We start from the raw sequence: 24,155 nt of genomic DNA, 5'->3' as shown, positions 1-24,155 counted from the left end.
TATAAATCAGAAATCACTCTTATTATTCTTTATATCCGTTCAATAAATACATTCTTTCAGAGAAGGTTAGCCTAGCGTATTCTTTTGCAGCTGCGGGATCAAAGCATACGCAAACGTGATGAATGGGCTTAACCACAGAAGGGTGGCATAAGGTATATATTCAATTACCGGCACACCTAGTGTAGCAGCGAAAAAAGCACCGCTAACTCCCCAAGGAATTAAAGGATTAACAAGGGTTCCACAATCCTCTAACGTACGGGATAGTGTCTTTGCTGGAATGCCTCGGCGATTATATTCATCTTTGAACATTTGACCAGGCAACAAAATAGAAAGATACTGTTCACCAGTCATCCCATTAACCGCAATGGATGATGCGCCGCTCATAAGCACGATACTGCTTTTACGTTTGAGGGGTTGAATGATTTTGCGAAAAAAAGCCTCTATGACACCACAATGTTGTATTAGCCCGCCTAATGATAAAGCAATCAAGATAAGTGAAACGGAACTCATCATTGATTGCATTCCACCTCGGTTAACGATAGAAGCAACGGTTTCATTGGCAATAGTACTTTCGTATCCATTCTGCATCACACTGAACCAGACACCGATTTCTGCCTGCTGCTGAATAATAGCGGTCACTAGAAGACCAGTAACAATACCAACTATCAGTGTAGGAAGGATTGGGATTCGTTTGATTGAGCAAATAATAACGGCAAGTGGTGAGATCAACGTTAACCAGTGGATATGAAATCCATCTTGTAGAGCAAACTTAATCCCTTGAATCGACGATAAATCAATCGCATCGGCTTTTGGTGCGAACAAGAAAAAGACAGTAGTTATAATAAGCGCTGGAATCGTTGTGTACATCATATTACGAATATGTGTGAACAAGGATATACCTACCACTGCAGGTGCAAAATTCGTCGTATCGGATAAGGGTGACATTTTATCACCAAAACAAGCTCCGCAAATGATCGCTCCAGCAGCAAGTGTGGGAGAAATCCCTGTCGTCAAAGCAATACCCATCAAAGCTACGCCGATCGTGCTAACGGTGGTGAATGAGCTTCCAGTAAACATAGAGACGACAATTGTGACATATAACGCGCTTACTGCAAAGTAGTTCGGATTAATATAATCCATACCATAAAATAAAAGTGTAGGCACCGTACCACTCATCATCCATACAGCGATCAATATTCCGATCAACATGAGGATAAGAATGGGCATTATAGCTGTTTGGATGCCTTTAATGATAGCTGCCTCAATATCTTTCCATGACACGCCAAATAAACCCAATAAGACTGCTGTGCCAACTGTGGTTGCGAGAAGAGGGATATGAGGTTCTGCTTTTAATAGGAAAATAGATACAAAAAGAAGTGCGAAAATAAAAGCGATGATAATCATACTTTTTGAAAAACTAAGCTGACGGTCCATAACGATAGTGCTCCTTAACATTGTGATTGGGATAAAATTCGGAGATTGCGGTGCTTCCTTACTTTTAAGCTTTTAAGCTTTTAGGCTTTTGGGCAATGAAGCACAGAGGTAATATTAACGATAAGATAGAGAAGAGTCAATGTTAAGAACATACAATGAAGGTTTTTCCATTAAAAAAACAGAGGGCAAAATGCCGCTCTGCTATATATTCACCCTATTCACTTTACAATTGCAGCTTTAAAATATCCTGCGGAGTTTCAAATTTATATTTCGCGGGAATATGCTCATGCTGCTTGCATCCCCATAAAGCTAATCCAAAATCGACACCAGCATCTCTTGCACATTCATAATCATAGATCGTGTCCCCTATGTAAATAGATGATTCAGGGTTTGCTTTTGATACTCTAATAAATTCTAGCAAGGGGTCTGGATGTGGCTTATGCTTTGCTGTATCTTCTGCGATAACGGTATATGATAGGAATTTAGTTAAGCCAAATGGAACGAAATCATCATTTAGCTCATCTCTTGTCTTGGAAGTCACAATTCCTTGAACGATCTCTTTTGACTGTAATGAACTCATTACATCTACAATTCCGTCAAAGATGTTAATAGTATCATAGAAATCTTTCATGAAAACATTCCATCTCTCATTGCCCTCATGAATATCTTCGATCCCAAGTTGTGGTAATGAAGCTGAACCGGGAATACCTAACACAAAATAGAGCTCTGACAATTCATACTCTCTGTTATGATCCACCTTTAACATCTTTTGCAGAGAACTCAGAACAGCGATTTCTGTATCAATTAAGGTTCCATCCACATCAAAGATTACAGTGTTATATTTACGCATAACTACCTCCTATAGGATTACAACAAATACAAGATTATTAATCGTTAAGCTTAATCTATTACTTAGAAAATAACTCTACGGCTTGCGTATCCATAATCGGATTAATATATTTCTCTAGCGTAATCGTTAGGGGTTGAGGATAATCTTTCGCTCCCTTTCCAAAAGTATAACGCATTTCATCCACGGCTGTACCCTCCTTTGAAGTCATGTAGCCACCGAAGTTTCCTGCCGAAGTTGTTTTGATTGCTCTTTTATGCACATTTCCTTCCGCATCAGTAAAAGTCTCAGCAAGTCTAGTGTAGTATTTTAAATATTCGGCATCAGTAATTGTATGCCGCAACAAGATCTCTCCTTCATCAGCATAATTCTCTTGCGTTGGAGCAACAAGCTCAAGGCCACTTCCCGGTGCTTCAATGATTTGCTGCTTATTGAGATCGACAACAATTTTCATTTTATTCTTTTCCACTGCCGAGATACCAAAGGTTTTTAATGAAACGGTGTCTGGCTGACGGTTTAGACTGCTCTGGCTGTTCCTGAACACCAGCGTGAACTTGGAGTTGTCCGAATAGACTTCAGAATTGTCTGAGTTGACGATGTCGGGGTAAAATAATTTTTCGGTAGCTCCACCATTTGTATTAATCAGAACTGGATTAATCAATTGGAAAATTTGTTTATCATTGTTCGGATCATACTCCAAATCTACATAGGTACTAAGCGGTGTATATTGCACTAGATTCACTTTAATCTTTTGCCCGTCAACTGTCAGCGTTTTATCCGTTTTTAGAATTCTTTCCTGTGCTTTGAGCATATCAGGATTAAGTTCGAAAGCAACATCCAGATTAGTCCGGTACTTATTACTACTGGATTGTAGCGCCTTATCTGAAGTTTCAGTGAGAATGACATTATAGTTTACTTCCTTTGGATATTTAACCGTTGGTGAAAGACTAGTAGTGTATATAAAATCCTTAGACTGGCCTGGTTGAATTCGGTTATCGCTGGCAACCATACTTAGTGCAGCACCTTTATGTAGATTCGACTCCTGTATGCCTTCATATTGAAGCGCAAAATTCGCATGTATAACTTCTTTGTCTGTATTGTTCTGAACACTGTATAGAATATACACCTTCCTTCCATCTGTTACTGCACCAGTTACATCCACTCGGTACCCCTTGTTTTCCGCGCTCTGACCCACCGGCATCACGAGATTCTGTTCCAGAGCACTAGCAAGCGCTGGTTCTAACCTTGAAAATGAACGATAAGCTGCAAAATCATCTGTATTTTTAGGGCTGGCGGTTTGAACTGAAGGTTGAGCCACTTCCTTGGCCGGTAATCCGATTGAAGAGTATGTAAATAACAGGGCTGCGGCTGCAGCTGCGATCACTCCCAAACCTGCGGTATAAACGCGGCGTTTCTCACGTTTTTTTCCTTCCATAATTCCCTTTCGCATCGCGTTAAAAATTTTCATTTCCTGTAAAGTTTCAGTATTCTGATTCATCTCATCAACATTTTTCTGCAAAATACGATCTTCTTTATCTGTCACTCTGTTCACCTCCCATATCACTTCAACACATTACGAAGCTGTTTAAGTCCCTCTCGTAACCAGGTTTTGATTGTACCTTCAGGTTTTTTTAGCACTTTTGCGATTTCGATTGTAGTCATGTCATTGTAATATTTAAGAAGTACCACATGCCGATATTTGGGCTTTAATCGGTTCAGAGCACGTTCCAGATCAATCCGGTCGTTACTTTTCATTTCCTGAGTTGCAACCTCTGCCAGCTTCTCCGTAGGAATCACTCGTTTTTTTCGTCGTAGTTCATCCATACAGCAATTGATCGTAATTCGAATCAACCAAGGTGTAAATGACTGTTCATCTTTAAGCTTCTTACGTTTCATCCAGGCTCGACATGAAGCCTCTTGTACAACTTCTAACGCGTCCGCTTCTGTCCGTAGATAACTATAAGCGACGGTGTACATTTTCCGATGCTCCACATACAGGCGTTTAAAGAAAACTTCCTCATCCATTCGGGCAAAATCAACCATTCTGACCTCGTCCATCGTCCTATCCACCACTCACCACACCCCCTCTTTTTTTGTCAGTGTCGGTATTAGGATAAAGTCATCGTTCTGATGTTCTTATAAGTAAGACGGAGTTGAACGTAAAAACGATTGATTTTTTTCATAAAAAAGTGCTGGCAAAGATGCCAACACTCCATTCTCATATTTATCGATCACGATTAACCATATAATTCAATAGATGTTTTAAAAAATTGATATTGCGGGGGATCTCTTTTAGCGCCTCCATGGCAAGACAATAGTGCTCCCACATCTCTTTTCTAGCACCTTCTGAACCCAGAATGGAGACAAACGTTGCATTGTTATTCTCAACATCCTGCCCTGTGGGCTTACCCAGTAATTGTAAATCCCCTTCCAAGTCGAGTAAATCATCTTTAATCTGAAAAGCAATCCCCGCATGATAAGCAAATTTCTTCAAAGCTTCAATTTCTGTCTCCTTAACCTGTGCGAGAATCGCTGGCATAACTAGTGAAGCTTCGAACGCAATGCCCGTCTTATAGAAACAAATCATATTTAATTGCTCTAGCGTCAATGCTTTCCCTTTAGAATTCAAATCCATCGCTTGCCCCATGCAGGTATCTTCCGCCTTTTGTGCTGAATATTGCATTAAAGCAATTACGGATTTAGCATCGAATGTAGAAAGGGATGCCTGTTCCTCAATCGACTTCTGAATTAGAAAGAGTCCTGTCAATTCCGCCGTTGCGCTATTATACACCTCATGTAGAGTTGAACGGCCTCTTCGAGTGGGGGCATTATCCTGAGAGGGCAGATCATCGAAAATTAAGGATGCAGTATGCATATATTCCAAAGACCTCAAAAGCGGCACAATTGCCGCGCTGTCTAATCCGTATTCGTTCACCCCCATAACCCAAGTGAGGATAGGTCGTATTCGCTTGCCATCACCCTCTAAACTATAATTGGCTGCATCAATTAACATTTCTTTCATAGCTGGTGTCCCAACAGGTTTATTAATCGGCAATTGATTGTTGATTTCACCACGAACCTTTTGAATCGTATTGTGAAAATCCACCTTTTCCTGCTTGTTGTTTTTTAAATTCGTAAGCATTTGATCTCTTAGTAGTTTGTCAAAAAAATCCACATCATCAGCTTTCAACACCATTTGCTGCACGAGACGATTAAATTCGGGTTGACCCGAAGCAAAGATCTCCATAATCTCTTTATACTTTTCAGTACCCACACGTTCTTTACAACGCTTCAAACCGTTAATTGCTCGATCTAGAATCACTTCACGGGTTTTGGCATCGGAGTGATATACGGAATGGATTAGATGAGAGATGACGGTCCAGTATAATTCAAAAGGGTTTATCAAATCTGAACGTTGATCACGGTATTTCAGAAAATAGGTATACGGCGTTACCGCTCCCTCTTTCATATCGTCAAACATATCTGCAAAATCATCAGCCAGTTGATTGTAAAGACCATAATAAAAAGTGCGTTGATCAAATCCATCATCTGTAGGTGCACTAATAACGGATCGGACAATTAAACGGGAAGAAGAGGATTTTAAGATAATGGGGATATAAAGCTCTTCATTGGTGTATTTAGCATTGGAAAGTTCCTTAACACGGTCCAGCTCCTGAGATTGAAAAAACACAAAGGATTGCTCGAAGAATATGTTCTGCATTTCTGGACGTTGATAGCTTTTAATATATTCGAAAGCTTCACTAAGCTCCGAATGTACGTATCGAATGAATTCCATGTTCTCTCCGGACCATTCTCCAAGGTCTGGCACAGTTCTAGTAAGGATAGCGTCGCGTATCATGAGGGAAAATTGCTCTTTTTCTTGAACCGTTAAGACACTGGAATCGAGAAGATCATCAATATAAGGGTAAGTCAGCCCATAAGAATAACCAAGTCTAATGGCTTCACTAAGCTTCTTAGAACGTTCCAAAGGTGGGGTAATCTCCCCCATTTCCTCCATTACATGCAGAATGACCCCGATAATGATCTTAATTAACTTACGCTGCGCTTGTTCGGCATTCATTTCCTGCGGAATATGGGTTGATACGTTCTTTAGCTTGTCGATCACCCAGATGGTGGCGGTCTCGACGCCTTCTTTCTGCGCCCAGCGATATACTCCTGCCAAGCTCATAAATTCCGATTGATCTCTTATCGTTGTTGAATCGTCTGGGATCAATTGAGATCTAATGTCAGCAACCATTCGCTGAATCCTGTTTTGTGTATCAGTAGAATCCAAGGCTTTGCCCAGATCCCTCATATATAAATAGGACACGCTGCGATCTAAATAATCATCCAATTTACCGTTAAGATTCAGCCAGCCTATATACCTATGATAATCCTGCGAATCAGGTTTCCTTTTCCCTCTAGAGAAAAATGACAACCATGAGCGGCGATGAATATGATGTTTTTTCCATAATTGAATATCTTCAGTGAGAGTAGATACATAAGTTTGTTCTTTGAACTGCAATTGCAGTGAAATAAAATACTGAGCCGCCCTCTGCTCGGCTAGCGAATAGGCTGAATCGGCATGATCGGTTACATTCACATTCATAGGTGGATTACCTCAACTTCTCTTTTGGTTAATTGTCGGTCATGTTCATATCTTATACGGAGAAGTGTCTTTATGGTTACGAATTCTTCGCCATACGTTTCCCAATAAAGTCAAAGATCAGACCCGCTGTCCTTTTTATAGGCCCCAATGAAACAGGATAATAATAACCCGACTCAAACCAGCCTTGTTCTTTGTAATAACGATAATCCCTGAAATGATCATCAAGCATTGTTTTTATACTTGTACGTGACATTCGAAACAGCATTAATCTGAGAAAAGAAGGAACTGGAGTCTTGGGCGACATAAGGTCCTTATAGAATCTTTCGGAGGCTTTCTTTATTTCTCTCGTCATTTTTTTCTGCGCAACTTCTGTTCTTGGCTCCAAAGTAGTCAAGACACAGCCTTTTGTAACTTGAAATCCGAAATTCTCGCCCATATTACTAAGGTATTTCACAATTTTGCTGCCTCCAAAGATCCCCTGATTGACAATAGCCGTGAAGGTTTTCCCGAAGAATCGAGGTCTATGAAATACAAAAGCAAGCCGGTCCAAGAGGTTCTTCATCGGTGCCGATACATGAAATGCATAATTAGGCGTGGCGAAAATAATTCCGTCAGAATGGATCATTTTCTCCATCAATACATCGCGATCATCCTTTAGTGGACAATATTCCTCACCTTTATTGAAACATATCTTGCAGCCCCGGCAATATTCAAGCCGATAATCTTTTAAAAAGACATACTCAAATTCAATATCACCATATGCTTTTAAATTATTACCAAATTCACAAACCGCTTCAAAGGTCGCATGCTTTTGTTGATTCCCAATAAATGCAGTAACTTTTTTCATTTGAACCCCTCCATATATGCATATTTTGAATAAGACCCATCAATATGAATGAATATTATTTTATTCATTCATATTGTAGCACCTTGATCCCTTTTATGCGATATAATTCCATTTGAGAATGCAAAAAAAAGAAGCCCGATTTGACCAGGCTTCTGTTAACTTCCCTCTATATCTTTTTAGCGTAATTATGTGTAACAAAATCAACTAGCAGATTCACACTGCTCTCCATATCGTAAATCTCTGTGTTAACTGTCAATTCGGCATGTTCAGGGGCTTCATAAATAGCATCAATACCTGTAAACTCACGAATTTCACCTTTTCTAGCTTTCTTATATAGCCCTTTAGGATCACGTTGTTCGCAGGTTTCTAATGAACATTGCACATAAACCTCTGCAAACTCGCCAGACTGAAAACGATATCTAATCGCTTCTCTAGCAGCTGAAGAAGGTGAAATCATCGGGACAAGCACTATAAAGCCTAGTTCCAAAAACATAGATGCTACTTCGGCTGCGCGACGCATGTTTTCTTTACGATCCTCTTCTGAAAAGCCTAAATCAATATTCAAACCTTTCCTTAGCTGGTCGCCGTCGATTACAGCACATCGGATGCCTTGCTTAAACAATTCTTTTTCAGCTTGTTGTGCTAGTGTACTTTTTCCTGAACCTGATAATCCTGTGAACCAAAACACGCCCGCTTTATGACCGTTCAACAGCTCCAAATCTTTTCTATTCATTCTAAGACGCCCCTTTCTATATGATTAATATTATACTAGTTTACCGCAGTCTTGAGAGAAATGGCTGATCCTAATTCCTTCTGTATATACGCTATATCAGTCATCTGCTCAATATGGTAAACTCCACCTGTGGGTGGTGAATCATATAGATGTTTTGCTACTGCCGCTGTTACTTTTGCCGTAATGATAGATTGATTCTTTCCTTGTAATAAAAAATCCGCATGATGTAATTTACCTTCTGAATTTCTTCCATGTGCCTCAACCTTAATAGCGAACCCATCATCCCCCAAATGCAGCCGCCCCATAGCACGAACAATTGAATTCTTCAGCCAGCCTATTTGCAGTAAGCGAACGGCTCCAGTTCTTTTCGTTATTGCCAGTATTTTAGTAACTACAGCTGAATCAAGACAAAATCGTGTAGAGATAGACGATGATTTTAGTGTTCTGCTAAGTGTCTGTTGATCTGAGAATGGAAAACGGTAAGCATATCGGTTACCCATCTCATCACCAAAATGATACAACCTTCTGTCTGTAAAGCTCTCCACCTCAACCTGGCGATTATCCTGCTTCACTTCGAACTTAGCTGCTAAACTGTCAACTGTCCATTCTAGCGCCGCTTTGCCATGAGAATCACCTAATCCGAGCATAATCGCAATTTCTATCTCCTCAATCTGATCCATCTGCCGCTCTGCTTCAAGGGCCAGGAGATTAGTGATGCCGGGAGCAAGTCCTACACTTAAGACAGCACTTGACCCATTGTCTTCAGCCTCCCTCTTGTATTTCTCAATTTCATTCAAAAACAAACCGTTCGCAGATACATCCACATAATGAATACCGCTTCGAAACACAGCTCTTATAAAATCCGTATCCGTTTGATCTAAGCACATAATGATTAATTTCACTCGTTCTAACTTATCAGTAGGTAAAGGTTTATTAATATCCAACTGCATCGGCTTAATTTTCCCATCAGTTGCTTGACTGAATTGCTTTGCTTTTACAAGGCTTCGCCCTGCAGCATATACTTTTCCAGGATATTTTTTCTCTAAGATTTCACAAATGGTACGCCCTACATGGCCATATCCACCGACGACTACAATATCTTCTTTTCTCTGCATTTTATCACCGCATCCTATATAATAGAAATAATTAAGAACCATTCTCAATTATACGGATATGGTTTACATTCACTATCCCATAAATGTGGGATACCTGTTTTTATACTCCATGACTAGAGGGCTGACCTATGAAAACCATAAGACAACTTAATCATATTAAACAACAAATCATAAGGTTAGGTACTGTTTCTGAATCTTCACATAGCTACCGTACTTCATTACTGTCGATTTTACGCGAGGCTGTACCCTTTGATGCTGCCTGCTGTACCCATGTTGATCCACAGACACTACTCTCGACAGGTGCGGTGACAGAAGATAACGTGGAATCCATTCATCATCACTTGTTCCAGATCGAATACGGTGAAGACGATATTAATCCCTATGAGCAAATGGTTCATAGTAAAGTGCACGTAGCTACTATATATGAAGCAACCGAAGGGCAGCCAGATTTGAGTGCCCGCTATCAAAAAGTACTGTCTCCGGCAGGATTTGAGGATGAATTACGCGCTGTACTTGTTCATGGAGATGCGTGTTGGGGATATCTGACACTTTACAGAAAGTCGGGTCAGCCTGTATTTTCACAGGAAGATTGTGTACGGATAGCCTTAATGCTTCCTGAGATTGCCGCAAGAATGCGGGCTTTCAGTCTTGAGTTGCCTGAGAGAAATCAGACTTGGCTGGAAGAAGATTACGGTTCCGGAATTGCCGTCCTTTCTGATCAACTAGTTCTCCTCTCCTCCAATCCTACAGCAGACCGCTGGTTAGAGAAACTTCGTTCATTAGAAAAAATTGATCACCATATCCTGCCACGACCAATTCGGGCGGTGAGCACACAAGCAATCAATAGTCCCTCTGAATCTTCGGGGATGGCTAAGTCCTGTATCCGGATGTCAGACGGACCTTATCTGGTGATCCGGGCTAGCCGGCTTCATGCATACGACGGTCAGACGCAAATTGCCATTTCATTCGAGCCTGCACGTCCAGCAGATATGCTTCCTATCATTGCAGAAGCGTATGATCTGACGAAACGGGAACAGCATTTACTTGAAGGAGTAATTCGCGGATTATCTACTAAAGAATTGGCTGCTGAGTTACATATTTCTGCTTACACGGTTCAGGATCATTTAAAATCCATTTTCGCTAAAGCAGGTGTCAGCAGCCGTAGAGAGCTTATCTGGCATTTACATTCTCGTTATAGCATTTCAGAGAAATAGGATCGCCGAGCTTCTTATCAAAAAAGCCCAAGCCTTTTTTAACAAAGGACTTGGGCTTTAATTTTAATCTTTTATTTCCTTAATGCGATGCCGTAAATTCTTCCAGCTCAGAAGCAGGGTCAAACTTCTCCCTGCTCATCACAAATGCTGCCATTAGAGCTATAACAGATGGAATAATCGCCCAAGCAAAGGTATGAACAAGAGAAGAAGATAATCCTTCGGTGATTTTATCAAGAACCTCAGAGGGAATTTTGGCCCGTGTGTCGGGAGTCAAAATTGTACTTGGATCACTTAGATTAACACCTTCTGGCGCCGCGCCTCCCTTACTGAACATGGAAGCTAGTTTATTCGAAAAAATGTGACTTTGAATAATACCAAATACCGTAATGCCAAGTGTCATTCCCAGCTCCCGTGTGAAGCTAAGTGTCGAACTTGCAGAACCCCGTTGTCTTGCTGTAAATCCATGAATCGCTGCATTGCTTAGAACAGAAAATGATGAACCTATGCCAAGACCCACCAGAAACATAAAAATAGTGACCATAAACCGGGAGGAGTCTGGTGTTAATGTGGTAAGTAGAGCCATACCTGCTACAAGGAGTACTAACGTAGAAATCATGATCGTGCGATAATTAAATTTAGAGAGCAAGAATCCTCCGCCAGCAGCAGTGATAACAGAACCAATCATCATCGGAAGTAGAACAAGCCCCGAATTTGTGGCAGACCCGCCAAGAACCCCTTGAATATAAATTGGAATGTACACCGAGGCTGTAATAAATGCCGCTCCGCTAAATATCGCCATAACATTACTCGTAGAATAGAGACGATCCTTGAACATGCCAAAGGTAATGATTGGCTCTTCTGCACGACGTTCGATAACAATAAAACCAATTAAAAACACAACAAAAGCCATAAACAATCCCAGAATCATTGTCGAGTCCCAAGCATATTTCTTACCCCCGAGCTCAATCGCAAACATGAGACAAAGGATTGAAGCTACAAGTGTAAAAGCCCCAAGATAATCAATTTTCTCTTTGGAATGCTCAACAGATTCTTTGTAGAAGAAAGCGATCATAAAGAATGCAATAACACCAATGGGTAAATTGATATAAAAGACCCAAGACCAATGAATATAATCCGCTATATAAGCGCCAATAAGAGGACCAAAAATACTGGAAATACCATAGGCAGCACCGAATAACCCACCGATTTTCCCCCGTTTTTCTGGGGCCACTACATCGAACATAATCGTGAATGCAATAGGAACGAGTGCCCCTCCACCAATACCCTGAATTGCCCGATAAATACTAAGCTGAACAATAGAATTTGCCGTACCACATAAAGCTGAACCAATCATAAAAACAATAATACCGAAAATAAAAAATCGCTTACGTCCATACATATCCGATAATTTACCGAAAATCGGCATACCCGCCATCTCAGCTATCATATAAGCGGACGTAACCCACATCAATTTGTCAAAGCCGCCAAGGTCACCTACAATGGTTCCCATTGCGGTTGCAAGTATAGTATTATCCATTGATGCCATAAGTGTAGCCAACAATAGAGCTACTATAATAACCCCAACTTTATTTTTCTTTTCCATGCTCCTTTTTCTCCTCCACTTTTCCCAAATGTTTAGTTCTACTCTAATTGTTAAAGGATTGTGCACAGGCTTCATTCCAAACCACGTGATTTTATACCTTTGCAAATTAGTGAATAATTCGATAAAATCAAGACAATTAATTAGGTGTTCATCAAGTATCTTGTTTATTAATTATCTTGACTATCAAGATATAAACATTTTAAAAGGAGGGTCCTCTTTTGTCAAGAGATCGACACAATCAAGTTACAATTCAGCAGGAAGACTTAACTTTACGCATGCGGGGCCTAGGCAGCCGAACGGTTTTGTATCAGCAAAAAGTAGCAACTTCTCTAGGGTTATACAATAACGATTTTCTATCTATAGATATCCTTCATGAAAAAGGTCCTATCACCGCCGGCGAGCTATCCAAATTAACTGGACTTACTACAGGCAGCATTACCACATTAATTGATCGACTTGAAAAAAACGGCTTTGTTCGCAGAGAACATGATCCCAATGACCGTCGTAAGGTGATCATTGTTCCTTTATATGAGAATAACGAGGTTGGAAATGCCTACCTTCCTTTGCACACTAAGATGGTTAAACTGGCGTCTTCCTTTACTGAGCAGGAGCTTGAGCTTATAACAACATTTTTAGGCAAAGCAAGTACCATCCTGGAAGAGCAGATTCACTATCTCAGCACTACAACGAGTAACTAAGACTGTATAATCGTCAAAAAGGACGATATCCCATGAAGTCAAATGACTTTGAGATATCGTCCTTTTAATATAAGTATGGATCAAAGAGAAGCTGAAGCTTGAGCAACTAAAGAGACCAATTGTGCAGAATCAAATGTGTCTCCTTTTCGAAGCTTCAGGGTTTTCCTTTCAGGTGGTCCCTCAAATACTCCCTCTGGAAGCGTTAGCTCGGTTGTATTAAAGATTACAAAGCTGACTGCGTCTTTTGATGTCGAGATGGCCGCAGCGTATTTTCCATTTTTCAAAAAATGAGGTTTCTTATACTGAATACGTTCCTGCACATCCGGTATAGCCTGATGAACAACCTCACGTAGTGAGGTGGACAACTCCACCTGCCATGATTCTTTTAGCGCTTCAATAAAATCGATTACTTCCTGATTCATTTTTCATCTCTCCCTTTAAGTAATTAATTGGTTTGCCTGAATAAGCGCAGTAAGTTGTTTAACAAAATCAGGAGGTCCTTTGAGATCCGACGCATCTGCTATGACGAACATAAGATGATGAAATCAACACATCCGCAAAAGAATTTCAAAAATTTAATAGTTTAAATTCCCCTTATATTAATTTCTTGTTCATGTAGTCATTATCCTTCTGGCAATTTAGAGATATCCAGCTCGTTACAAGCTAAAAAGGGAAAAGCTCCTAAGAGCTTCTCCCTTAACCTCGTACATAAAATTAATGAATCGTTAGATTAAAACCGCTCTGAATATAATTCAGATTCGGATAAGCAATGTTGGAGGTTGTCAGGTTATTAAAGGTTGCAGCACCATTGCCTGTATAGGTGTAAATAGCTGCACCTTTATGTGGACCTGAGAACCGTGAAGTTGTTATTCCATCAAGTCCTGTACCGTTAATATTGATGTTGTTGAACACGATGTTCTCGAATCCACCACCATATCCAAATTGAATCGCATCACGCTGGGTATTAATGATGTCTATGTTATTAAATGTAACGTTCTTGATAGCATCATTTGATGCTTCAAGATCAATTGCGCCACGTTCACCCCCATAAAGATCTTTACTCGTACCACTGTTAATAATGGTTGTGTCTGAGAAAACTACACCCGTATTATTCTGGAAATGATAACCTGGAAAAACGGTATTCATACGTATGCCGGAACCACCAACTGTATCAATGATATAGTTATGATCAGCCTTATGACCACTTCCTCCAAAGAAAGCAATCGCTGCCGCACGCCAGTTATTCTCAATGGTGTTATACGAGAAGGTATTATTCACACCAGCAGGTGCACCATTTGTGTTACTGGTCCATACTGCAAGACCATCGTCACCATTATTTCGCACACTGCTATTGCGTACAATTGAATTGCTAGTTCCTTGCGAGAAGTTGATGCCGTCTGCAAGATTGTTCCGAATCCGACTGTTTTCAACTACCAGCCCGGTAGCATAAATCGCAGGTGTATGAGCGTAGTCGCCTACCCACATTCCGCATTCAAAATGCTCTACCCAGACATCATGGATAATAGAGTTGGTTCCAAAGTTATCCATAAAACCTTTGTAAATTGCATTTTGTCCATAACGTGAGCGCAAATTAGAATTCATATATACATTACTGAAATCTAGCTTACCTGAAATACGGAGTGAAATACCACCGCCCGCAGCATTAGGATTGGTGAACTGAATATTGGTGTGCCAGAGACCAGCACCAGTAATAGTGAGGTTATTGATCATATTACTAGCAGAACCAATCTCCCACATACTGCTAAGATTAAAGGTTCCTGCTGGAATATAAATAGACTTACCGCTTGCCACGGCTGCATTTACAGTAGCTTTAAAAGCTGCCAGATCATCTTGTCCATCGTTTGCCACAGCACCGTAATCTGTTACAGATACGGAGTTAGCTGGGCGGGCAATTGCTGTTGGAACAGATTCAATTTCAAGGAAATCCACACCATATTCCAAGCTATCTCCATTGTTCTTCTGGATTCGAATCTTGTCCCCAGGTTGGAGGGGTGTATCCATCTTCCAGTGAACTTCATCAAAACGGAATAGTGGACGTCCAGCACTAGGTGTATCGCCAGGCATATCACCTGAGAAATACTGCCAGCTGTAGTATGAGGTTAAGGAAACTGTTTTTACTTTCGCTCCATTCACATACACATCCAGTGAACCATTCAATCCCATCCCATCTGCAGAGTCAGGCATTGTAAATCTCATAGTTACACCTGCGCCGCCTTGACCCTGTCTGACCGTCCACTCTAAGTTCGAACCATTCGAAGGAAGAGCTATATAACGCTGACCAGAAGCCTCAGAGGCGATTAATGCTTGATCAAAGGTTGGCGCCGATTTCAATGTCGCGCCACCCCCGAGTGTAGCATCCTCGGTATCATATCGGCTATACGGCATGCTTGCACCACGCGCAGCATAGACAACGAGATTAGAAACACTTACATTATTCGCTTGCTTGGCAGCTATCTCATTAGCATCCACTTCAACAGTAGTGGTAACTGTGTAGTTACCATTAATCGCTGTCCAAGTCCCTGGAATCGCAACATTAACTATTGCCCCCGCTGCTAAGGCACCGTTATAAGATCCATTATAGGTTTGAATAGTGGACCCCGCAGAGTTTTTAAGAACAACGCTTATACCATGTGAACCACTTGCAGAGGCAATGGTTCCTTGATTCTTAAGATTTACATTAAACGCTACATTGTTATTAGCAACAGGATTACTTGGTGTCCATGTAACAGTTCCCACTAAGTCAGAGCTGGACACTGGAGCGATAATAAGTGACGCTGGGTTCGTGTAGCTGTTATTCGCTTCATTTTGTTCGATAACTAGGTTGTCTTCATCAACTTTGGCACTAACTGAATACGTTGCGGCAGGCTTAACTCCTGCGGTAAGTGTCATCGATGCTGTTGTCGATGCTCCAGTTGCTAGTACACCTACCGGAGCTGAGCCTACAAGCTCATTATTTAAATAGAAATTAACAGTAGTAGCTGGAGAGCTGGCATTGCCGATATTCTTTACGATTGCGTTCAGCGTAATCGCATTAGACTCAACCGGATTCGTTGGTGACCAGGACATGCCAGTAATCACCAAATCCGGATTCGGAGCTGGAGTACCGTATACTTCAAATTCGGCGATCTGTCCAGCTGGAGCACCCGAGTTGGCAGTAATATTAAGCTGTAGACGTTTGACAGTTGCGGTAACAGGAATGGTTACTGTATTTCCTGAAGCTGGATTAAACGAATACGATTGTGCTGACACCAGATTCCCAAATGTCGTTGTGTTCTGATTGTGACCGAGCACTTGAATCGTTTGGGTACGTGCTCCCCATGCAGCGGCTGGATTTAACTTTAGAACGATGGAGGAAACGTTGTAGTTTGACCCCAGGTCAAGTATCAATGAACTAGGATTACTGCCACCTTCCCAGTATGTGTTGGTGTTGTTGTCATTAGCATTTGCTGCCACAAATGATTGCGTATTAGAGGATGCGGTAATCGATTTGCCAACCGCGATATTACTGCCCGCAACAGGTGTGGCCGTTGGCGTTGGTGTGACTGTTGGCGTTGGTGTGGCTGTTGGCGTCGGTGTGACTGTAGGCGTCGGTGTGGCTGTTGGCGTTGGTGTAACTGTTGGCGTTGGTGTGGCTGTTGGCGTCGGTGTTGGTGTACTAGCTCCATAAATTTCGAATTCAGAAACTTGCGCTGCCGGCCAACCCGTATTGCCTGTTACATTCAGGCGTACATAACGAGTGCTGGTTGCTGAAAAATCAATCTTAACGGTGTTCCCTCCTGCTGAAGGATTGAACACATAATCAGCTGAACCAACAATGTCAGTGAATGTAGATCCATTTGTGCTGCCTTGAACGGCGAGTGTTTGCGTACGCGTCTCCCAGCCCGTTGGCAGCTTCAATACGATTTGGTCAATACTTGTCTCTGTACCGAGATCTACTTGGATCCATTGCGGAAATGCATTATTGCTGCTTTCCCAATACGTCTCTTGATTGCTGTCTTTCACATTGTTTGGACTATACGTTTGTGATTGACCACTAGCCGTCACAGTTTTGCCCAGCGTCAAATTCGCACCACCAGAGGCACTAACAAATGTGAACGGACCCGCTGCCAGGTATAAACTTGAAATCAACAGGGTTACTACAAGCGACCAAACGACATACTTGTTGCGCATTATAATCCTCCTCTTAATGTAGATACTCACTAACGTGTCGCCTTATCGGAGTGCTCAAATGATAGCGTTTACAATCAAATTCATCTCAGAACACATTAAATAACAACCGATCCTCCTTTCAATGTGAGACACTCTCATTATAGAGAAAGAGCGGATCAAGCTATAAGATGTAATTCTACGGAAAAGATATGTGATACCAATATCGCGCAACTACCCTAAATATGGAATCTATTAACATCACGTCCATCAAATAAAGGCCTGATTTCTCAGGCCCTAGTTTTTTATGAAGATTAACTTGTCGTTTTAAGTTCTTTTTCATTAGCTGAATCTGGAGAGTTTAATAAAACCACACCTCCAACTATTAATACTATGCCTGCAAGTGTAAGCATACTAAATGGATCCCCCCATATTACGATACCAACGATTGCGGTTAGAACTGTACCTACACCTGCCCAAATCGCATAAGCTAGGCTTAAAGGTAAAACTCTGAGACTTATGGACAAACTATAAAATGCGATAATAAAACCAATAATAATACCTATAGTAGGCAATATTTGTGTGAACCCTTCTGACATTTTCAGCATAGTTGTACCTATTACTTCGCTTATAATAGCTACTCCCAGTACCCAAAAACCCTTATTCTTGTTCATAACATTTCCTCCAAGCTCTAATGAGATCCACCAGAAAGTTTCATAATGACTACTCCACCAATGATAAGAATCAGGCCGAGTAGTTTTTTCAGATTGAAGTTTTCTTTATAAATGATGACTCCAATTAACGCAGTTAAAGCCGTACCTACCCCCGACCAAATACCATAAGCCGTCCCTAGTGGAATCGTTGAAAGCGCTAAAGAAAGACAATAAAAGGCTGAACCCATGCCGAGTACGACTCCTATTGAAGGTAAAATCTTTTTAAACCCGTTAGAAACCTTAAGCATGGAGCTACCAAATACCTCGCAGATAATCGCTGTTGCCAGTAACAGATATGAATTCAACAATAGCCCCTCCTTACTCCGTCATGTTTATTAATTCTTGAATTACTTTATCTCGTAAATCCTTATCTAAAGCTCCTAACCCGAACATTTCTGAATACCATAAACCGTCCGCTGCCAGCCTGACAATTGTGGAACGTACAGGATCTATTCCATCGTTCTCTATATTGTTTTGCCATACTGAGTATTGATCTTGAAATTTCTTAAGGATATCCGGATTCGTAAAAAGAGCAGCCGAAAGCGCGGTGCTAATCTCTTGCTCTTCCTTAAGATCGTCGTCTATCGCCTGAACAAACGCTCGTCCCCACTTCCCCGTTTCTCTAGATGCGTTCGATACTCTTTCTTGAACATTACTGAAAAAATCACTTGTTAATTCTTCCACCATACTTTTTATTAAAGCTTCCTTATTCGGAAAATGGTGCAGCAGTCCACCTTTACTGACCCCGGCTTCTTTGGCAACGGCTTCAAGCGTAAGCTTCTCCACCCCATTATTTTTAACTACTATAGAAGCTGCTAATAAAATACTACTTCGTTTTGAATTACTGTTCACGAAAATCACCTCTGTTATTTACAGTACCGTCTGGACGGTTTTATTGTCAAATAAAAAATCATTACCTTAGATCAAAAAAAGCCTGGTAATCCAGGCCTCCAACATTTTTAAAGCAATTCACATTAAATTTTTAATATACCAAGCATCACAAGCGAAATGCTCCGACCCCGCAAGCGGTTCATCCAAAAGCTCAAATCCATTTTTCATATAGAAACGGTTAGCTGCGTGCATGTTTTGAAGTGTCTCCAAATAACATTGGTTGTAATGAAGCTTAGCAAAGTCCAACGCTGTATTTAAAAGTTCTTTGGCTATCCCGTTACCTCTAATCGACTGAGATAAATACATTTTTTGTAACTCACATATCTTGTCATCATTCCCGAAAGGAGCAATGCCACACCCCCCTAATACTTCCCCTCCCTCTTCGACAACCCAATAAGCCCGATTCTCACTATGATTATAATCATCTGATAAATGATGCAGGCTGTCATCCTCCCAGGCTAGACCCGAGCGATTCCCGCCAAACTCAATTAGGCAGTCCCTAATGACCTTTTCAATGGAGCTATTATCTTTCATTTGTAATAGTCGGATATTCATGAGTAACGTTCTCCTATCTTTCGATTAGCTTTCTTCAGTTATTATATTGTATCAAGCTTCAGAATGGATAATTATAATGGGATTCAAACATAATATAGAGAAATTTATTTAGGAGGGGCTTCAATGAAAATGGCAGCTAAGCAACTCTCGATTGCAGCATTAGGTGGGGTTCATGAAATTGGTAAAAATATGTATATCCTGCAATACGCAGATGATATTGTTGTCATTGATTGCGGCTCTAAATTCCCAGATGAAAGTCTCTTAGGGATTGACCTAATTATTCCTGATGTTTCGTATTTATTAAATAATATTGATAAGGTACAAGCGTTGGTGGTGACTCACGGACATGAGGATCATATCGGCGGGATTCCTTACCTGCTTAAACAGTTGAATATCCCAATATATGCTTCCCGTTTAACCTTAGGATTAATCGAAAATAAACTTAGGGAACATGGAATTTTACGACAAACGAAACTCCATTGTATTAATTCAGAATCCACGTTGACCCTGGGAGCCATTACTACAACATTTTTTAATACAAATCATAGTATTCCAGATTGCCTTGGCGTAGTATTCGATACACCTGAAGGTATCGTAGTTCATACGGGAGACTTCAAATTTGACATGACGCCTGTCAACAAGCAGTATCCAGATATACATAAAATGGCCGATATTGGGAAAAACGGTGTAAAGATCTTGCTGTCAGAAAGCACTAATGCTGAGCGTCCTGGCTTCACCCCTTCTGAAAAGCTTGTTGGCGCTCACATAGAAGAAGCCTTTTTAAAAGCAGACCGTAGAATTTTTATTTCTACCTTCGCCTCAAATGTACATCGTCTACAGCAGATCATTGATGCTTCTCATTTAACTGAACGTAAATTGACCTTACTCGGCAGAAGTATGGTAAATGTAGTCAGAGTGGCCCAAGAACTCGGTTATTTGAACATGCCGGACGATATGCTGATCGAACCTGCAGAAGCTGCTAAGCTCCCTCCGGCACAGGTAACTGTTTTATGTACAGGCAGTCAAGGAGAGCCCATGGCCGCACTATCCCGCTTAGCGAACTCAAGCCATCGATTGATGGAGATCCAGGCTGGGGACACGGTGCTGCTCGCAGCCAATCCCATCCCGGGAAATGAACGGAATGTTTCAAGGATTGTCGATAATTTATATATGCTGGGTGCTAAAGTCATCTATGGTTCACGCAGTGAGCTTCACGTCTCCGGGCATGGCAGCCAAGAGGAGCTTAAGCTAATGCTGACTCTAATGAAACCTGAATACTTTATTCCGATTCATGGTGAATACCGTATGCTGCATCATCATAGCTTGTTAGCGGAGGCGGTAGGCGTCAAACCGGAAAATATCTTTATTCTAAAAAATGGAGACATCGTTGAGTCATCGTCTGGTGTTGTCCGCCAATCCGGTCGAGTGACTGCTGGGCAAATTCTAGTAGATGGCCTTGGGATCGGAGATATTGGAAATGTTGTGCTTCGCGATCGTCGCCAGCTGTCAGCAGACGGTATTCTGATTACAGTGATTACACTGAGCCAAACCGATGGACGTCTATTAAACGAGCCAGACACTATCTCCAGGGGATTCGTTTATGTCCGTAACTCCGATAATTTAATGGACGAGATCAACCAGCATGTAACATCAACCCTTAAAAAAATGAACGAAACGGATCTCGGCCAATGGAATATCATCAAGCAGACCATCAAAGAATCATTAAGTAAGTTCCTATACGAAAAAACGAAACGGCGGCCAATGATTCTTCCAATCATCATTGAGGTTTAATGTAGGAATGCAATCGAATAGATATTGGCGAATTCTTACTCCATTATGAGTAAGAATTCGCCTTTTTTGTGTTTTATAGTTTTATACTCTCCTTTTATATCTTCTGCTGATAGTATTAGGTTCAGATGCAAATCTCTACATATTGAAGTACAACTAAGCAAGAATTATCAAAATCCCTTTAAATAGGTGAGGTATATTAATACCAGGGAGGTGATCAGGCTGTATTACAAGATGATTCACAATAGTATTGAATTTATTGAGAACCATTTGGAAGAAGAATTGAATCTGGACAGAATTGCGAAAGAGGCTGGATTCTCCAAATATCATTTCCACCGGCTCTTTCAGAAATATGTCGGCAAAAGCTTAGCTGAATACATTCGTTCCCGTAGGTTGAGTTCTGCTGCCCAACTGCTGCTCTATTCCGAAGAACGCATTCTAGATATCGCACTGCTTTATGGTTTTGATAGTCAAGAGGCTTTTACAAGAGCTTTTAAAGGACTTTATGCTCTCCCCCCAGCCCAATACAGGTCGCAGATAAAACTATTGATTCAGGAAAGAGAGGAATTAACCATGTCCGAAATTAAAGGTTGGTTCATCACCGGAACATCCCCCAGCAAATATAAGGCATCATTAGATATGCAGATTTACCATAAGGGAAGGAACTCTGTATCACTGGAATGCGCAGAAACTGAACCACCTGAAGAGAACGAATTTGGTACTCTAATGCAGCAGTTTGATGCAAAAAATTATCTCGGGAAGCGGATGCGGTTTGCCGGCTTTATCCGGACCGAAGAAGTCAGCGACTGGTGCGGCTTATGGATGCGTATTGATGACAAGCTCCAGAATATGCTGGGTTTTGACAACATGCAGTACAGAAGCATTAAAGGAACTGCTTCCTGGAATTTTTACGCTTGTGTGCTGGATATCCCGGCAGAGGCGGATTGTATCAACATTGGTATTCTCCTATCGGGATCAGGAAAGATTTGGCTAGATGACTGCACATTTGAAGAAGTAGGCCTGGACGTTCCCGTCACTGATTCCCGTGCACGGACAGAAGAATTTCCGACGGAACCACAGAATCTGAAGTTTGAAGCCTAAAGTCTTCTTATCGGACGGAAAGTTTTGAGGAGTGATCTATTCTTTGTGTTAATTATGAAAATCATTAAGGCGGCCATCAATTTTTGACGGATTTGTTATCTGGAAATCTGCATTGAAAGTGGAATCACTCCACATGATGATCTTGATTTCTACTCAGACGCCAATTTTAATCGCCACAATTAATGCAGATAGTGCCTCGGAATAAAAAACAGGATACCCTTCGGAGTATCGAAGTAAGGTATCCTGTTTAAGATTCGTTAATTGAACTCGTATACTTAGAATACTTTCGTTGTCCAATCTTCGCAATTCCAGATATCGGTTACGATGTCTTGATAAAAATCGGGTTCGTGAGAAATCATAATAATGCTTCCTTTGTATGCTTTTAGAGCGCGTTTCAGTTCATCTTTGGCATCGATATCCAAGTGGTTCGTCGGCTCATCTAATACAAGAATATTAGTTTCGCTATTAATCAGCTTACATAGACGAACTTTAGCTTTTTCCCCACCACTTAGTACAGCAATCTTACTCTCAATATGCTTCGTGGTTAATCCGCATTTAGCTAGAGCAGCACGTACTTCGAATTGTGACAGAGACGGGAATGTATCCCAGATTTCCTCAATACAAGTCTTGTAATTGCCTTCCTTCATCTCTTGCTCAAAATAGCCAATCTCCTGATGGTATCCACGTTCTACCGAACCGGACAAAGCAGAGATTTCACCTAAAATGCTGCGCAGCAAAGTTGTTTTACCAATTCCGTTTGCCCCAACCAACGCGATCTTCTGTCCACGTTCCATCAACAAATTAAGCGGTCTGGACAATGGAGAGTCGTAGCCGATAACCAATTCTTTTGCTTCGAAAATCATCTTGCCAGCAGTTTTACCTTCTTTAAAGTTAAACTGTGGTTTCGGTTTCTCCTTGGCAATCTCGATGATCTCCATCTTGTCGAGCTTCTTCTGTCTGGACATCGCCATGTTACGGGTAGCCACGCTGGCTTTGTTACGAGCTACGAAATCCTTCAGCTCTGCTATTTCTTGCTTTTGGCGATTATAGGCAGATTCAAGCTGCTGTTTTCTCATTTCGTAGACTTGTTGGAACTGCTCATAATCACCCACATATCGGGTCAGCTTTTGATTTTCCATATGGTAGATCAGGTTGATAACACTATTCAAGAATGGCATATCATGTGAGATCAGAATAAAAGCATTATCATACTCTTGAAGGTAACGTCTCAGCCATTCAATATGCTGCTCATCCAGATAGTTCGTAGGCTCATCGAGGAGCAAAATATCTGGTTTTTCAAGCAATAGCTTAGCAAGCAAGATTTTGGTACGTTGACCACCACTAAGATCGGCTACATCGCGATCCAATCCAATGTCAGTAATCCCTAGTCCACGCGCGGTTTCTTGTACTTTCGCATCGATCATGTAAAAGTCTTGATTTGTAAGTGTATCTTGGATGGTACCTACTTCTTCAAGCAGCTTTTCCAGCTCTTCAGGTGAAACGTCACCCATTCTGCCATACATATCGTTCATCTCTTGCTCAAGATCGAACAGGTACTGGAAAGCACTTCTGAGTACATCTTGAATCGTCATTCCTTTGGTTAACACTGCATGCTGATCGAGGTAGCCAACACGCACCCGCTTGGACCATTCGACTTTACCTTCATCAGGTTGCAGTTTGCCTGTAACAATATTCATAAAAGTGGATTTTCCTTCGCCGTTAGCGCCGAATAATCCGATATGCTCGCCTTTTAGGAGACGGAATGAAACATCCTTAAAGATCGCACGATCTCCAAAGCCATGACTTAATCCTTCAACATTTAATATGCTCATTTATGGAC

20 protein-coding genes are annotated in these 24,155 nt (G+C 41.2%); 4 read left to right on the top strand and 16 right to left on the bottom strand.

What is annotated here, in order from left to right; genetic code table 11:
- Positions 1–66 precede the first annotated feature (66 nt).
- The 8 genes from nhaC to NST40_RS14540 form a co-directional block, all read right to left on the bottom strand.
- Positions 67–1,434, bottom strand: a complete 1,368-nt coding sequence (gene nhaC / locus NST40_RS14575; RefSeq protein WP_076217546.1) for a Na+/H+ antiporter NhaC — start codon at positions 1,432–1,434, stop codon at positions 67–69.
- A gap of 223 nt (positions 1,435–1,657) precedes the next feature.
- A complete protein-coding gene (locus NST40_RS14570) occupies positions 1,658–2,284 on the bottom strand; it encodes an HAD family hydrolase (RefSeq protein ID WP_076276482.1) in 627 nt (208 codons plus the stop codon).
- Positions 2,285–2,342: 58 nt separating this feature from the next.
- Positions 2,343–3,824: a DUF4179 domain-containing protein gene (locus NST40_RS14565; protein WP_342410820.1), complete on the bottom strand. Its 1,482-nt coding sequence runs from the start codon at positions 3,822–3,824 to the stop codon at positions 2,343–2,345.
- A 17-nt stretch (positions 3,825–3,841) separates the two neighbouring features.
- Positions 3,842–4,339 carry an RNA polymerase sigma factor gene (locus NST40_RS14560; protein ID WP_076125874.1) on the bottom strand — a complete coding sequence of 166 codons (498 nt, stop codon included), beginning with the start codon at positions 4,337–4,339 and terminating at the stop codon, positions 3,842–3,844.
- Positions 4,340–4,505: 166 nt separating this feature from the next.
- Positions 4,506–6,890 (bottom strand): polyprenyl synthetase family protein, encoded by a 2,385-nt coding sequence (locus NST40_RS14555; protein WP_076276480.1) that lies wholly within the window; start codon positions 6,888–6,890, stop codon positions 4,506–4,508.
- Between the two features lie 76 nt (positions 6,891–6,966).
- Complete coding sequence (locus NST40_RS14550; protein WP_342410819.1) at positions 6,967–7,737, bottom strand: flavodoxin family protein; 771 nt, start codon at positions 7,735–7,737, stop codon at positions 6,967–6,969.
- A 166-nt stretch (positions 7,738–7,903) separates the two neighbouring features.
- A complete protein-coding gene (cysC, locus tag NST40_RS14545) occupies positions 7,904–8,470 on the bottom strand; it encodes an adenylyl-sulfate kinase (protein WP_076276478.1) in 567 nt (188 codons plus the stop codon).
- A gap of 35 nt (positions 8,471–8,505) precedes the next feature.
- A complete protein-coding gene (locus NST40_RS14540; RefSeq protein WP_076276477.1) occupies positions 8,506–9,585 on the bottom strand; it encodes a saccharopine dehydrogenase NADP-binding domain-containing protein in 1,080 nt (359 codons plus the stop codon).
- A gap of 128 nt (positions 9,586–9,713) precedes the next feature.
- Here NST40_RS14540 and NST40_RS14535 point away from each other — a divergent pair, with 128 nt between their 5' ends.
- Entirely contained in the window at positions 9,714–10,799 is a 1,086-nt protein-coding gene (locus NST40_RS14535; RefSeq protein ID WP_076276476.1) for a helix-turn-helix transcriptional regulator, read from the top strand.
- Positions 10,800–10,878: 79 nt separating this feature from the next.
- Here NST40_RS14535 and NST40_RS14530 read toward each other — a convergent pair whose 3' ends face one another.
- Entirely contained in the window at positions 10,879–12,402 is a 1,524-nt protein-coding gene (locus NST40_RS14530; RefSeq protein WP_342410818.1) for an MDR family MFS transporter, read from the bottom strand.
- A 275-nt stretch (positions 12,403–12,677) separates the two neighbouring features.
- On the opposite strand from NST40_RS14530, the gene NST40_RS14525 reads away from it, so the two are divergent.
- Positions 12,678–13,100, top strand: coding sequence for a MarR family transcriptional regulator (locus NST40_RS14525; protein ID WP_248548335.1), 423 nt, complete (start codon positions 12,678–12,680; stop codon positions 13,098–13,100).
- A gap of 80 nt (positions 13,101–13,180) precedes the next feature.
- Here the strand turns inward: NST40_RS14525 and NST40_RS14520 are convergent, their stop codons facing one another.
- From NST40_RS14520 to NST40_RS14495, 6 genes are all read right to left on the bottom strand, one after another.
- Entirely contained in the window at positions 13,181–13,522 is a 342-nt protein-coding gene (locus NST40_RS14520) for a DUF1801 domain-containing protein (protein WP_076125767.1), read from the bottom strand.
- A 292-nt stretch (positions 13,523–13,814) separates the two neighbouring features.
- On the bottom strand, positions 13,815–17,291 hold the full coding sequence (locus tag NST40_RS14515; RefSeq protein WP_342410817.1) for a discoidin domain-containing protein: 3,477 nt from the start codon (positions 17,289–17,291) through the stop codon (positions 13,815–13,817).
- A gap of 290 nt (positions 17,292–17,581) precedes the next feature.
- Positions 17,582–17,941 carry a multidrug efflux SMR transporter gene (locus NST40_RS14510; protein WP_076306430.1) on the bottom strand — a complete coding sequence of 120 codons (360 nt, stop codon included), beginning with the start codon at positions 17,939–17,941 and terminating at the stop codon, positions 17,582–17,584.
- Positions 17,942–17,958: 17 nt separating this feature from the next.
- A complete protein-coding gene (locus NST40_RS14505; protein WP_339248664.1) occupies positions 17,959–18,285 on the bottom strand; it encodes a multidrug efflux SMR transporter in 327 nt (108 codons plus the stop codon).
- Positions 18,286–18,298: 13 nt separating this feature from the next.
- Positions 18,299–18,832, bottom strand: coding sequence for a TetR/AcrR family transcriptional regulator (locus tag NST40_RS14500; RefSeq protein ID WP_081387451.1), 534 nt, complete (start codon positions 18,830–18,832; stop codon positions 18,299–18,301).
- 117 nt (positions 18,833–18,949) lie between these two features.
- Positions 18,950–19,426, bottom strand: coding sequence for a GNAT family N-acetyltransferase (locus NST40_RS14495; RefSeq protein ID WP_076184542.1), 477 nt, complete (start codon positions 19,424–19,426; stop codon positions 18,950–18,952).
- A 129-nt stretch (positions 19,427–19,555) separates the two neighbouring features.
- Between NST40_RS14495 and NST40_RS14490 the strand changes: the two genes are divergently transcribed.
- Positions 19,556–21,217, top strand: coding sequence for a ribonuclease J (locus NST40_RS14490; RefSeq protein ID WP_339248774.1), 1,662 nt, complete (start codon positions 19,556–19,558; stop codon positions 21,215–21,217).
- A 231-nt stretch (positions 21,218–21,448) separates the two neighbouring features.
- Entirely contained in the window at positions 21,449–22,315 is an 867-nt protein-coding gene (locus tag NST40_RS14485; RefSeq protein WP_076217535.1) for a helix-turn-helix domain-containing protein, read from the top strand.
- Positions 22,316–22,590: 275 nt separating this feature from the next.
- On the opposite strand, the gene NST40_RS14480 is transcribed toward NST40_RS14485, so the two are convergent.
- The gene (locus NST40_RS14480; protein WP_341002503.1) at positions 22,591–24,147 is read right to left on the bottom strand and encodes an ABC-F family ATP-binding cassette domain-containing protein; all 1,557 of its coding nucleotides are present in this window, start codon (positions 24,145–24,147) and stop codon (positions 22,591–22,593) included.
- Positions 24,148–24,155 lie beyond the last annotated feature (8 nt).

The sequence above is a fragment of the Paenibacillus sp. FSL R10-2778 genome (assembly GCF_038593035.1).
Classification (GTDB): Bacteria; Bacillota; Bacilli; order Paenibacillales; family Paenibacillaceae; genus Paenibacillus_AQ; species Paenibacillus_AQ odorifer.
This window is presented reverse-complemented; position numbering and strand designations above follow the sequence as displayed.